This window comes from Microcoleus sp. B3-D2 (assembly GCF_036705345.1).
GTDB lineage: Bacteria > Cyanobacteriota > Cyanobacteriia > Cyanobacteriales > Microcoleaceae > Microcoleus.
The window spans coordinates 13,253-26,986 of sequence record NZ_JAUBUG010000004.1 but is presented as its reverse complement, the minus strand read 5'-3'; the positions used below and the strand labels follow the sequence as shown (position 1 = coordinate 26,986).

The window sequence follows — 13,734 nt, the reverse complement described above, 5'->3', positions numbered from 1 at the left end:
TTCAGTCCTCAGTACAAACCTCACGATCGTTCTTTAACCAAACTTGCTCATTTTGTAGTATTACATACTTCAAACTAAATTACAAGCTTTCTTTTCTAGGCGCGGTGCCAAGAGATCCCGCCGCTACCGTGCTCAGCAATTTATCTCTCAAAAACTCGGCAAAATCTCTAGCGTCGCTGCGGATCAAGTGAACGCCGTCATTGGTACGCCATTCTCGCTCTTTCGGGGGTGGCAGCCACTCAAAACGCTCAGGCGGAAACAGCTTTTTAGCCAATTCTTGGACTTGTTTTTTCCTGATTGCAGCGTTAACTCGTGACTCTTGCGGTATGTCAAATAAAACTACTTTGGCCGCGCTATTCTTGTTAATTTCTGCGATTTGACTTTTAATAAACTCAGCTTCTTTTTTTATATTTTCTGCATCTTGTTCCGACAAAGGTTGGCTTTGAATATCAACTACAGTTTGGATAGCTTTTTGCGATAATTCAGGAGTAAGATTTCGACCTTCTAATCTGTCTAGAGCCTCTCGCGTCATTTTTTGATTCTGCTTCGAGCGGCTTTTAAAAAAATCAACAAAAATGCTAATCGGACGGTATTCCTCTCTCATCATCGGTAGATACTGGCGTAACCAATAAAAAATAGGATGATACAAAGAATCTATTAATTCTGTATCTATTTTGCGGACAATAGTATCGTTAATTTCTACCAAAACGATAGGAGGCTTGCTTTTACTTCTTTTAACTATTTCTAAACCTGTCTGGCTCGCTCCTCCGCCTAAAGCTATGCTCTTTACGCCCTCTCCAATGTCTTTAATATTAAGGTTTGCAGCTAGAGAACTACCTACCATTACCATTTTCAGATCGGAATCATCCTGATATACATACCTTTGAGCTTTGACAATATTATTTTGAATCAGGCTAACTCCCTCGGAAGCTGGCAAAACTCCGCCGCTGACTAGCACTTGATAAAAACTCATGAGAAACAGAAAAATTAGTAGCGGGCGCAAAATCGGTCGCAACTGGAATTTGACAAACATAGAACACCTTCTAGAATTGGAAATAAATAAATTGTTTCGAGCTGCCACTGTTGAGGAATATCATTGCTAGCATAATTCCTAAAGCTAAATCTTGATAAAGGCTCCAGACTTTTTGACCGTTTTTATTTGAATCCTGTTTCATCCGATTTTGCCAAGTGGGAAAATGGGGAATGTGATAAATCACTACTGGTAGCGAAAAAATTAGCGTCGGAATAATGTGACTCCAACCGGGCTTGACTTTATAGTTGCGAACTAAAGTAACTGCGAAGTCAACCGCTTCTTCAAATCGAGGCAGTTTGAACAGCAGCCATCCCACGGAAACAAAAGAGAAAATTCCTAAAACGCTAAGGCTGTCCAATAATAATTGCTGCCAGAGTGGTTTGGTTTCTGCTTGATTTGTTTCTGGCGATTTGTTTTTAGATTTGTCAAAGCCAAAAAAGCGTTCTACGGCTAAACCCAAGCCGTGATAAATTCCCCAAACTGCATAACTCCAAGCAGCCCCATGCCATAATCCTCCTAAAGTCATTACTATCATTAAGTTAACATAAGTTCTGATTTTTCCTTTGCGGTTTCCGCCGAGGGGAAAATATAGATAATCTCTGAGCCAAGTTGATAGGGAAATGTGCCACCTTCTCCAGAATTCGGAGAGGGAACGGGAGATGTAGGGAAAGTCGAAGTTGTCGGGAATTTTGTAACCCAAAGCAGCAGCAAAACCGATCGCAATTAAGGAGTAACCGGCAAAATCGGCGAAAATTTGTATTGAGTATCCAAACAGCAGTGTCAGGTTGGTAATAGTTCCAAATCCTTGGTAGTAGGGAAAGCTGATCCAGAAGGTATAGTCTTTTAAGTTGTCGGCGATGACCATTTTTAGGAAGTAGCCGACAACGAGCGAGCGAAAAATGAAATTCCAAGGAATGTCTTTAAAGTATTTAGGAACAATCTGGGGATAAAAAGTCTTGGATTTTAAAATCGGGCCTGACAGTAAATTGGGGAAAAAGCTAATAAAAAATGAAGTATTTAGCAGGTGTTGGCTAAAGTTGGGCGAGACGTAAGCGTTTGATTCTGTTTCGCTTTTGTTTTTTTGAGTCAGTACGTCTACGATTAAACTTATGCCTTCAAATGTGTAGAAAGAAATGCCGATAGGCAGAGGCAATTTTAAGAATAAATAAGCAATGCTGCCTTCGGAGCGAGCAATATTAAAAACATCGGTAACAAAGTTAGTTAGCAAACCAGCGTATTTAAACAAGCTCAAAATTAATACATTGAGAACGACTCCCGATAAAGCCCAAAAAAATCGCTGTTTCTTGTCAGAAATTCGGGCAACTTGAAAGCTGACTGTAGCGTTGATAATAATGGACAGTAGCAGGATCAGCAACAGTGCGGGGGCGCTCCAACTGTAAAAAATAAAGCTGGCAATTATCAGAATGGGAACCTGCACTTTTTGCAACGGAGGGAAATAATATATGGCGAAAACAATCGCAAAAAATACTAAAAATTCAATACTGTTAAATAACATAATTTGTGATTTCGCTCTTTTACGTAGCCTGTGACCCACTATATCAAGCGCCTGGGACTCATGGCAAGAGTGGCCAAGAACCCGATCGCGATCGCGCATCCTACCAAAGTGTAGCAAATATCACTCTTTGTTGGCGCTGCGACTACCTCTTGAGATAGATGCGGAAATCCCTCTCAGGGCGCGTTGTCATATCGGGAAATATTTCTTAACATATAGATAACAAAGGGAATCCGAGGAGACACCAAAAATCCTTAAGCCCTTGGGGTGCCCCGGTTAATCAGACTTTTCGCAAACAAGGGCTAAATCAATGAACAAGCAGCAAAACTCCGAAGTTTCAGCATTTTTGCCCATGCTCCAAAAAGGCATTTGGCTGTTTGGGATTCTCTCTTGGATATTCGGGCTGACAGATAGAACTATTGCACTATTATCTGACGGATATTTGTCGGCGATAGATATTGTCCAGCTATTTACAGCATCCTTTTTCTTCATTAGCTGGCTGTTGTTAAGCCCGTTTTTGGGTCTTAACTCCCAGAGTCGGCCGAAGGAAGAAGCATCTTCCTAGTTTTTAATTGGTAATGTTAGTTTCTCGATCGCTCTTTGTTTCTTCTGGGGCAAAACGGGCCGGCCAAATGCGATCGCAAAAAAACAAAGTTCCCGCCGTCACGCACAGCGGAATCGCCAACAGATTCAACAGGGGAATACTCACCAAACCCAAACAAACCACACCAAAACTCCCGCTGGCCGGCAAACTCGCCCAAATTATCTTCAATTTCTCCTGAAAAGGTCGCCTCCGCCTCTCCAAAGGTGCATCTAAAAAGTCCAAACAGACAATAGTCGCGCCCAAAGCTACGCCACCCAAACTGCTAAGAATAGAGCCGACACCCGGCACCAAATGCAGCAGCAGCAGCGGTATGCCGACGCTCAACAAAATTTGTAGTTTTCGCAGTTCAAAGGCGATCGCCCTTTGAATATCCCCAAAACTACTCGCCAAATTCATTGGTGCTTCTGCGGGCAATTGACCGTTCCGCAGCAGTTCCAATTGTTCGGAAAGTTTGCCGTACCAGGGCGAACCTAAAATTACGCCAAACTGCACTAACAAAAATCCAATTATCAGCAAAAGTCCTGACACTAGGAGTACGCGCAGCAGCCAGCCGAAAGCGACTGTTAACACGCCAAGAAAGCTCAGCCAAGCTGGAAAACTCGCAATTAGAGCATTAAATCGGACGGACAAATCGGCAACTAAAACGTCTATCCCTGCCAAACTGGGAAATAGCAAGCTTAAATAAAGACCAATACCAATTATAAAATTTAGCACCACGGGAACTAATACATAAGTCCACAGCTTGGGAGTTTGCAAAATTAGCGTGAAAGCTCGCAAAGGATAGGTGAAACCTGCGAGGAGTCCAATTGGTGCGGTAATGGCGGCGTGGGCGGGGTTTGAATTTAGCTGTTTTGACATATTTTCTGCTTTTGAGGACTCGACTCTATTTTCTATCATCCACTTTCCATTATTATTGCTGATGAGGATTTATCGCAGGTAGCCCAAAAGTGAAGCTTTTTATTTACCATACCCCGGAACTTACGCCAGCCGACAAAATGCCGGCTTGCGCGATCGCAGTTGATGTGCTGCGGGCGACTACGACAATGGCAACGGCCCTGAATAATGGGGCGGAAGCTGTCCAAGTTTTCAGCAACTTAGATAAGCTAATGGCCGAGAGCGAAAAATGGCCTGCAGATAAGCGGATTCGCGCCGGAGAGCGCGGCGGCGGCAAAGTTGAGGGATTTGACATGGGGAATTCCCCCTTCGACTGCACGCCAGAAAAGGTGGCTGGGAAGCGAATTTTTATCAGCACAACTAACGGTACTCGGGCTCTGGAGCGAGTGCAAGCTGCTGCAACTGTGTTAACGGCTGCTTTGATTAACCGCAAATCTGTGGTGCAGTTTTTGTTAAATAAACAGCCGGAAACTATTTGGATTGTGGGTTCTGGTTGGGAAGGGAGTTATTCGTTGGAAGATACGGTTTGTGCTGGTGCGATCGCCCAAAGTCTGCTAGCAGAAAGCGGTATTCCTGCGAGCGATTTTGCTGGTAACGATGAAGTATTTGGGGCTATTGCTCTTTACCTGCACTGGCAAGATCGGTTGCACGAATTGTTGGAAAGAGCCAGTCACGGCCAGCGCCTTCTCGGTTTAGGTGTTATTGAAGATTTAAAATATTGCGCGCAAACGGATACTTTAGATGTGCTGCCGGTGCAGCGAGAACCGGGAGTTTTGGTTAAGTCGGATTTTAAAATTCCTCAGGCTGATTTCTGGGTTCAATCTTCAGAAAAAACGGCGAATTGAATTTTTCTGCGAATGCAGTATTAGTAAGGTGCGCCTAGGCGCACCCTACGGAAATTAGTAGTTAGCGAACAAGATTTTTTTTAAGGAAGTAGAATTAAACATACTCGGTAGGGACAAAACATTGTTTTGTCCCTAGTCTATTCCCGGCAATTTAGAATTGGTGCATTCACCGCCGAAGCGCTGAATTAAACACTCGGCAATTCTGGCTGCTGCACCGGGTTCTCCCATGCGGCGCAAGCCATTTTCAGCGATTAACTGCAACCTGTCGGGGTCGCGGAGCAAAGACTGCACGGCGCCGGCAACTTCGGCGGGATGTTTGACTAAAATTAATGACGGGCCTAACAGGCGACTTTGAGCTTCTGCAAAAGCTGGAGTAAATTGCGGGCCGTTTCCGGGAATGGCGATCGCGGGTTTTCCTAAACCTACAAATTGTTCTGTAGCCGTTCCTGCCATTGCTATTGCTAAATCTGCTTCGTACAAACAATCGTTAAAACTTTGCTGAGTTAAAATCATCGTGGCGTTTCTCTGGACAAATGTTAAGGGCAATAGCAAATTAGGAGATTCTTTCTGCATTTCTTGACCGCTAGAAAGAGGAGGTCGCAAAATACTTCCTTCTCGCCGCTGCGTTCGAGTTTCGCCTTCTTGTCGCCAGCCAAAAAATTCTAAACTAGGTCGCAAAGCTTCTAAGTTTAACTCTGGAGAAATGGCTCCGAAAAATAACAATTTGCGATCGGCAAACAGCGACAAAATTCCGGCTACAGCCTCTATTATTAGCAGCCAATTAGCATAGGCTTCCGGCGCTCTAGAACCGGGCAGTAAGGTGATGACGAGCGATCGCGACCTTTCCCGCAACTCTGCGTCAGGGCCGTAAAAACCGGCTGGATTTTCCGGTTCGAGTCCGTCCATCATCGGGTTTCCGAGATTGTAAGCGGGAATTCCCAGCTTTTGTAAAGTCTCGGCGGTTAGCGCGTCCCTGGCAAAAACGGCTCGACAGCGCGATCGAGTCATCAACCAGCGCTCCCAAGGCAAATAAACCGAGCGCGGGCAACCCCACCAACCAAAGACCCTGGATTTGCGAGCCAGAGGCCCGTTCTCGTCGCGCAAATAATACTCTGACTTGGCAGTACCGACAAAGGCGTAGGGCGCGCCGCCGAGCCAAGCAAACAGTAGCGGTACAATATCCCCGCAGGCTAAAATAACGCCGTCTTGATTCCCAGACTGTTGTTGCGATCGCACCCAAGCGCGGATGGCTTTAAACTGAGCGATGGTCAACTGAAGCAGGCCGCCTTTGACATCGCGCAAAAATTCCCTCCCGTCCATGTAAATAAAGCCGCCCGAAGGCATCCGCTGCACCGGGCCGATGATGCGGGCGTTTTCTAGTTGAGCGAAAGCTTGCCCTTCACCCACTAGCGGAAACACGGCTAATTCTGGCGGATGCGGGTGCTGTTGCAGTTCCTGCAAGATGCGAAGGGCGATCGCGTCTTCTCCGTGGCCGTTACTGAGGCAAAGTAATTTCAATCCCAACTCTCTCAAAAACTCTATTGTCAAAAAATAGCCTGCAAACCCTGGGACTTCAGTCTAGGGATGGAAAGCAACTTTCCACTTTAGTTTACCAGAAAATTGTTGTTTGAAATAGTACAAAACACGGTAAGAGCGAACCATATCCGGCGCCGATCAAAATCTCTGCTGTACCCAAAAATATCTGGCATTTAACAGCAGTTGATCGGACTCGGCGAGGGCAACTTCTGAAGCGGGAAAACAACTTGTTTAATGTTGGGACTTACGGCCGCCTGCACTGACAATTGCGCGATCGACAATTGCCAGTGCCTGCGGCTAAATAACGCGGCGGTAAGTTGCTGCACATCTAAATTATCTGTATGCAGCCAAGCTCTCCACCATGAGATTCATACTATTTTCCCTCGATATATTGCTTTAAAGTATTCCGAATTTGTTTGAGCTGAAATCCCTTAGCAAGTTGGCGCAGCTTCGAGACAAACGGCACTAAATTAGGTTGTAAACTCTCCAGCTTAGCACTCTCCTCAAAAATTTCTTCAATGTCGCCCATAGCTGCGAGTCTCAAAAGTTTTGCTACTGACTCAGAAGCCGCAGGTAATAGAGAAGAATAAGCAGGAAAATCAGAGGCTGGTGACAAACTGGGAGTTTTGCGCTTGTTGTTTTCCGAAGATTCCCCATAAATCCATTCTAGTCCCAAATGCACGCGCAACTGTTCCAAAAAGTGATTTGCTTCGATCGGTTTGGGAAGAAAAGCATCGTACCCTGCGAGGATGCTATCTTGTTGCGTAGCCTCGAAAACGCTAGCTGACATAGCGATTAACACAACATCTTTGACTTCCGGCAACTGCCGCAGTTTCCTTGCACTTTCTAAGCCATCCATTACAGGCATCCGCAAGTCCATTAAAATCACATCCGGGTGAAATTCAACTGTTTTGCAGAGGCATTCTTGACCGTTTTGGGCCTCTGCAACCTCAAATCCCAAACGCCGCAGCAGCCTGCACAACAAATCGCGATCCAGTTGATTGTCATCGACGATTAGCACTTTCCGCTTGTTGCCGATAAAACCGACAAGCCAGCGTTTTTCCTGCAAAGGAGACACCTCCAAGTACCGTTTAGCTGCTGGCACTTCTAAATCTACCCAAAAAGTGCTGCCTTTTCCCAAAGTGCTGTGAACGCGAATTTCGGTACCCATTAGTTTCGCTAATTTCTGGCTAATCGAGAGTCCGAGACCTGTACCTTCAACAAACGTATTGCCTCCTACTTGGTGGAAAGGCAAAAATATTTCTTCTAACTTGCTTTGCTCTATTCCGGTGCCGGTATCCTCGACTTGAAAGCGGATTTTTAAAGCGTGTTTGGCGGCGATCGCATTGTGGGCGAAGCGCATATAATTTTCTTTCAGTTCCGAACTCAAAGTCGAGAACTCATAATTTTCTCCTTGCCCTCGACTCCAGGCCCCTGTGCCGACATAGCCGACTTTGAAAGTAACACCGCCGCTGTTCGTAAATTTAACGGCATTGCTGAGTAAATTTATGAGAATTTGGCGCAATCTTTTTGGATCGACACGAACGCAGCTAGGCAGGGGAGAGACTTGTTCGTAATGGAATAAAATTTCTTTTTGAGAGGCCCGCATCTGAAACAGATCGGCAATGTTTTTCGTGAAATTTAGAAAATTCAACTCTTCTGGGTAGAGTTCCATTTTTCTAGCTTCAATTTTGGAAAGATCTAAAACATCGTCGATTAACATCAGCAGGTGTTGACCGCACTGTTGAATATTGCTGAGACTTTCTTGGTGATCTGAGTTTAAGTCTTTGTCGGTTTTGAGGATTTGAGCGTAACCTAAAACGCCGTTTAAAGGCGTGCGTAGTTCGTGGCTCATATTGGCAAGAAATTCGCTTTTGGCGCGGTTGGCGCTTTCTGCGGCTAGTGCAGCTTGTTGGAGGGCAGATTCTGCAAGTTTGCGATCGGCAATTTCGGTTTGTGCTTGTTGAAATAGCGTGGATTGCTGGATCGCGATCGCCAATTGCACGCACAATTGCCGGAGGGATTCTATTTCTGAGGAATCCCAGGGACGGGGGCCGCTGCAATCCTGGGCGATTAGCAGTCCCCAGAGCTGATTTCCTGCGGTCTGTTCGGTTTGGGAAATGCTTTCTCGTGCTTGTAAAATCGGCACTATTAAGTTAGCTTTTACTTCAATTCCTTCGAGAAACTTTATGTGGCATTCCGTCAAATTTTCCCGGGAAATATCTTCCATAGATCTAATACCGCCTTGCTGATAAACCTCAACAAATTTCTCTTTAAAACAGCCATCAAGATTGTTAAAGTTTCGCAGCGAAATTCTATCTTTTGCCACGGATTCCACAACTACAAAGCCGCTCCAGTCGGGATTAAAGCGGTAAATAACTGTGCGGTCAGTTTGCAAAAAGTGCCGCACTTCTTCGACAGCAGTGCTGAGGACTTCTTCTAAATTGAGGGAAGAGCGAATGCGATCGAGCATGGCAACTACCAGCCGTTCTCGCCTTAATTGCTGCTGCAGGGCCATCTCCGCTTGTTTGCGTTCGGTGATGTCGGTAATTACTCCCACTAACCCGATTAAATGACCAGTTTCATCTTTAATGCCGTCGGCGCGAAATAAAGTTGTTACCAGTTTGTTGTTTTTAGTGTTGATTTTGAGTTCGCCTTGCCAAGATTTGCCTTTACGGAGCGTTTTTAACATTTCTAGCAGCACATTACTTTGGGGGTAAATTGCTGTTAATCCGCCTGCTGTGTTTAGTTCTTCTGCTGTGTAGCCGTACTGTTGAACAAAGGCTTGATTGTGGTAGATCGATCGCCCTGTCAAGTCAGCAATGCCGATCGCATCGCTGGTGCTTTCCACCGCTTGAGTAACTCGCAGCAAATCTAATTCTGCTTGTTTGCGATCGCTAATATCAGTAATAGTGCCGATATAGCCTTTAATCTCCTGCTTGTCTCCGATTTCTGCAATTGCCTGACCTATCACCCAAATTACCCGACCGTCGGGACGCTGAAAGCGGTATTCTGATTTAAAAGGAGTTTTCTCAAAAATTGCTCGATGCCATTCATTTTTTACCCGCTCGACATCATCGGGATGTATGGCATTCATCCAGCCAATTTCTGCCGCTAATTCTGCGTTTAGTCCCGTAATTTCGCTCCACCTTTGATTCACATAAAGGCAATTTCCCAAGGTGTCGGTATGGAATATACAAACTGGCGATGCTTCTGCTAAAGTTTGGTAGCGACGCTGGCTCGACCGCAGGGCTGATTCTACCTGTTTTCTATTAGTTATATCGCGGACTATAGAAATTATTTCGCCACCTCCAAGCATTGTCAGCGACAATTCTTGAGGGAACTTAGTACCGTCCGGGCGCTGACCGGTCGCTTCTATATTGCAGTACCCTTTTTGCAGGAGAATCGGCATTATTTGTAGTTCAAATAATAGATTTTCTGCTTTGCTGTAGAGCATATTCCATTTCTTCCCATACAGTTCGCTAGGGCTTGACCAACCGTACATTTTGAGATAAGCTTCGTTTGAATAAATACATTCTTTATTCTTATTAAAAATGGCGATGCCGTCATAAGCAGCGGCCATTGCTACTGCTTGTCGCTGGAGTTGGGACTCTACTTGTTTACGAGAGGTAATGTCGTGACCGACTGAGTAGATTAAACCTTCTTCGGTAAATGGCGATGCCGTCCACAGGAAGCATTTGTAAGAACCGTCTTTGCAGATGTAGCGGTTTTCAAACGAGATACTGGACTTACCAGCTATTAGTTTTGCCCCTTCGGCTGCGGTGGCTTTTCGATCGTCTGGATGAACAAATTCGATCATTGGCTTGCCCAACATTTCACTAATACTGTAGCCTAAAGCTGTTGACCAAGCTGGGTTTAAACGTTTAAAATGACCGTCAAAACCTACAATGCAAAGCAAGTCTAAGGAGATGGTAAAAAAACGATCGCGCTCTGTTTGTGCCTGCTTTAATTCAGTAATATCCATCACTAAACCGTCCCAGAGAATATCGCCTTCGCTGCCAGATTTGCTCTCATTAGTGAGCCTTTCTGGTCTCGCAGCTCCTTGCAGCCACTTAACTTTTCCAGATGGTAAAGTCTGCCGCCACTGCTGCTGCCAAGGTTCCAGCGTAGTGGCTGAAATTGCGATCGATGCTTTTAAATCTAAGAGATCGTCAGGGTGAATTCCCTGGGAAATGAGTTCCGCATTTTGTTCTATTGCTTCTGCCTCTAATTCGTAGAGTTGGCGGCTGCCTGAAGAGATGTAGGGAAAAGACATTTTTCCAGTTGATGACATTCGTAATTGATAAATAATTCCCGGTAGGTTAGCTACCAATTTTTGAAAGCGAGCTTCGCTTTTTTCCAGGGCTTTTTGTTGCTGTCTGTATTCGGTAAAATCTCTAATTATACCCACTATTACTTTACTGCCGTCTGCTATTTGGAAGACGCTTTTTTTCGTAGAAATTATGTGTTTTTTCCCCGCAGAGTCTGTGAATTTTTCTTCTGTTTCCAAGCAGACACCCGTTGTCAATACTTCTTCATCTTTTGTCCAAAAAACAGCAGCTTCTGATTCGGGGAAAAAATCATAATCTGATTTGCCGAGCAGTTCTTGTCGCGATTTGCCGACCAACTGACAAAAAGCATCATTTAATATCATCCAGCGGTGTTGCTCGTCTTTGACAAAAATTGGGTCTGGCGTAGCATTTATGGTGTGGTTTAAAAATTCTTCTGACGCTTTCAGTTTGGCTTCGTAGCGGTAGCGATCGCTCACGTCCAACACTACTTCGATTATCCGGTCAATAGACCCGTCCAGGCGGCGGATGCAGCGCAGGGAAACTCGCGTGTGAACTATTTCGCCGTTTTTTCTGAGCCACCTTTTGTCTAAGATGTAACCGTCGAGCCTACCTGCTAACATCTGAGAAAAATTTTCACAGTTAGCCTCCAAATCATCTGGATGAGTCAACTCTAGCCAATTCTTTTGCACGAGTTCGTAGCGCTCATAGCCCAGCAAATTGCACAGGGCATCGTTAACTTCTATCCAGTGGCAATTGAGAGGAATTTCGCTGTCAATAATTGGAGCGGTGATGGCAATGCCGATCAGGGAATTTTCCACCACCGAGCGATATTTTTCTTCACTTTTTCGCAAAGCATCTTGACTGTTCTGGCGTTCTATGGCGTAACGGAGCGATCGAATTAACAGTTCGCTGTCGATTTTTCTTTTTACCAAATAATCCTGGACGCCGACCGAAATCAACCGCAGGGCAAGTTCTTCGTCGTTTTGGGCGGTCAGAACTACGATCGGCACATTTACCCCGTATTCTTGTACCCGAGCCACCGTCTCGATTCCCAGACTATCTGGCAGTGAAAGGTCTAATAAAATTATGTCAAAAGTTTCTTGATTCAATCGCTGCTGCGCTTCGCTGAGGCGCTCTACTTTCGTCAGCACTATACGCTGCGCGCCACCAATTTCTGACAGCAAATCTTCAATCAGCTCAGCTTCCTGAGGGTTGTCTTCTACTAAGAGAACTTTAAAGCAGATAGGAGGCAAAGCTAAGTTAAAAACTGCTTTCATAATATTTATTAATCAAGAAAATGTTAAACTAACTTGAATTTGACTTTTTATTTTCAGGGCAGTCATTCAATTGCACGTACACATACATCGACCGTAAGATTGACCGTAAGATTGCGGGGTGAGCAAGCGCTACAAAAAATGTCTTTAATAATTAAAATTATATCACGCACTAACTAGACTGTCAACGGAAAACATTTTTTTTCTGACTTGCCATTTATATCGGTTGAAAAAGAATGCAAGTGTAGTTAATATTCCAACCCTGATAGTCACAAGAAATTTCCCTTTTTTACTTATTTTTTCCTATAAAATGGTGTTAATTTGTCAATTGTAATTTTCAGCTTCTGACTTACAATATAGAAATAAATTGAGTTTTCCTACCTTAGAGCTTTTACCTTTTTACGAAAAAAAACCTCAATTAAGGGAGAGTAAAGTGAAACGTAGAACCTTGCTCCGGTTCCGATTCCACCCAGATAAATCCCCCGTGAAGTTCCACAATCTTTTGACAAATTGCTAAACCAATACCTGTCCCCGAATATTCTCTTTGAGTATGCAAGCGCTGGAAAATTTGAAATATACGCTTTTGATGCTGGGGAGCAATCCCAATTCCATTATCTGAGACAGAAATTAACCAGTTTTCCTCCTGTCTGCAAGCGGTAATATGAACCACAGGCGGTGCATCGTGGCGATATTTAATCGCATTGCTGACTAAATTTTGAAAGAGCTGTATGAGTTGAGAAATATCCCCCATTACCGCGGGTAATTCGCTGTAGGTGACAACGGCTTTAGTCTCGCGGATCGCCCCTTGCAGGTTCGCGAGTGCTTGCTCGACTGCGTGATTGCAATCTGTCAGTTCAAAAGGTTTCCGACTCCGGCCAACGCGCGAATATTCCAGTAAATCGTCAATTAAAGTTTGCATTCTGGTGCAGCCGTGAACGATATTGCCGATAAACTTACTACCTTGGGTGTCGAGTTGGTCTTTGTAGCGTTTTTCTAAAAGTTGAGCGTAACTGGCAATGGTTGCTAAAGGCGCTTGCAAGTCGTGAGAAGCCACATAAGCAAATTGTTCTAGTTCCGCATTTGAACGCGCCAATTCTTGGTTAGATTTTAATAGAGCAGATTCGGCGCGCTGGCGGTTTGATATCTCTTGTTGGAGTACCAAATTTTGCTCTTGCAGAGCTTTTTCAACGGCGCGACGGGTGCTGATTTCTTGTTGCAAAATGTGATTTTTTTCTTGAAGAGTTTTTTCGACTGCTAAGCGGCTCGTGATTTCTTCTTGCAGCAGCATATTTTGTTCTTTTAGCTGCTTTTGTAAATTCCGCAGGCTGAGGTGACTTTCGATGCGGGCGAGCACTTCTTCAAACTGAAAGGGCTTGCTGATATAGTCCACAGCTCCCACAGCAAATGCGTTTACTTTGTCGAAAATTTCATCTTTAGCACTGATAAAAATTACCGGAATTTCGCGAGTTTTAGGCTCTAATTTCAAGTGCTGACAAACTTCGTAACCGTTCATTTCCGGCATCATTATGTCGAGCAAAATCAAATCGGGTGGATTAGAATTGCAGGCTCTCAGAGCCATTTTTCCGTTAATCACGCAGCGGGGGGTGTACCCCCTCTGAGTCAACATCGTAGACAACAGACGCAGGTTTTCTGCTGTATCGTCTACTACTAAAATGTTTCCTAACGGCGTCCCTGGTTGGTGATCGTTCATTGATTATTTCCCTGTTCCTGTTTTCTTCACAA

8 protein-coding genes are annotated in these 13,734 nt (G+C 44.6%); 2 read left to right on the top strand and 6 right to left on the bottom strand.

The annotated features are described in order from the left end of the window. Positions 1-79: 79 nt before the first annotated feature. Together QUB14_RS02585 and QUB14_RS02580 are read right to left on the bottom strand one after the other, a co-directional pair. Complete coding sequence (locus QUB14_RS02585; RefSeq protein ID WP_333215059.1) at positions 80-1,033, bottom strand: hypothetical protein; 954 nt, start codon at positions 1,031-1,033, stop codon at positions 80-82. Positions 1,034-1,043: 10 nt separating this feature from the next. Then, positions 1,044-2,549: an MBOAT family protein gene (locus QUB14_RS02580; RefSeq protein WP_190657913.1), complete on the bottom strand. Its 1,506-nt coding sequence runs from the start codon at positions 2,547-2,549 to the stop codon at positions 1,044-1,046. Positions 2,550-2,856: 307 nt separating this feature from the next. Here QUB14_RS02580 and QUB14_RS02575 point away from each other — a divergent pair, with 307 nt between their 5' ends. After that, a complete protein-coding gene (locus tag QUB14_RS02575) occupies positions 2,857-3,111 on the top strand; it encodes a hypothetical protein (RefSeq protein WP_190736500.1) in 255 nt (84 codons plus the stop codon). A 3-nt stretch (positions 3,112-3,114) separates the two neighbouring features. Here QUB14_RS02575 and QUB14_RS02570 read toward each other — a convergent pair whose 3' ends face one another. Continuing rightward, positions 3,115-4,008 carry an EI24 domain-containing protein gene (locus QUB14_RS02570; protein WP_190657917.1) on the bottom strand — a complete coding sequence of 298 codons (894 nt, stop codon included), beginning with the start codon at positions 4,006-4,008 and terminating at the stop codon, positions 3,115-3,117. A gap of 89 nt (positions 4,009-4,097) precedes the next feature. Between QUB14_RS02570 and QUB14_RS02565 the strand changes: the two genes are divergently transcribed. Then, positions 4,098-4,889 (top strand): 2-phosphosulfolactate phosphatase family protein, encoded by a 792-nt coding sequence (locus QUB14_RS02565; RefSeq protein ID WP_333215064.1) that lies wholly within the window; start codon positions 4,098-4,100, stop codon positions 4,887-4,889. A 132-nt stretch (positions 4,890-5,021) separates the two neighbouring features. Here the strand turns inward: QUB14_RS02565 and QUB14_RS02560 are convergent, their stop codons facing one another. The 3 genes from QUB14_RS02560 to QUB14_RS02550 all read right to left on the bottom strand — a co-directional run bounded on the left by QUB14_RS02560 (position 5,022) and on the right by QUB14_RS02550 (position 13,702). Further along, positions 5,022-6,437, bottom strand: coding sequence for a lipid-A-disaccharide synthase-related protein (locus QUB14_RS02560; protein WP_333215066.1), 1,416 nt, complete (start codon positions 6,435-6,437; stop codon positions 5,022-5,024). Between the two features lie 361 nt (positions 6,438-6,798). After that, a complete protein-coding gene (locus tag QUB14_RS02555) occupies positions 6,799-11,994 on the bottom strand; it encodes a PAS domain S-box protein (RefSeq protein ID WP_333215068.1) in 5,196 nt (1,731 codons plus the stop codon). A gap of 415 nt (positions 11,995-12,409) precedes the next feature. Then, positions 12,410-13,702: an ATP-binding protein gene (locus QUB14_RS02550; protein WP_333215070.1), complete on the bottom strand. Its 1,293-nt coding sequence runs from the start codon at positions 13,700-13,702 to the stop codon at positions 12,410-12,412. Between the last annotated feature and the right edge of the window lie 32 nt (positions 13,703-13,734).

Coding starts and splice junctions, on each gene's coding strand:
- QUB14_RS02585 (WP_333215059.1), bottom strand. CDS start 1,033: ATGTTTGTCAAATTCCAGTTGCGACCGATTTTGCGCCCGCTACTAATT.
- QUB14_RS02550 (WP_333215070.1), bottom strand. CDS start 13,702: ATGAACGATCACCAACCAGGGACGCCGTTAGGAAACATTTTAGTAGTA.
- QUB14_RS02580 (WP_190657913.1), bottom strand. CDS start 2,549: ATGTTATTTAACAGTATTGAATTTTTAGTATTTTTTGCGATTGTTTTC.
- QUB14_RS02570 (WP_190657917.1), bottom strand. CDS start 4,008: ATGTCAAAACAGCTAAATTCAAACCCCGCCCACGCCGCCATTACCGCA.
- QUB14_RS02555 (WP_333215068.1), bottom strand. CDS start 11,994: ATGAAAGCAGTTTTTAACTTAGCTTTGCCTCCTATCTGCTTTAAAGTT.
- QUB14_RS02575 (WP_190736500.1), top strand. CDS start 2,857: ATGAACAAGCAGCAAAACTCCGAAGTTTCAGCATTTTTGCCCATGCTC.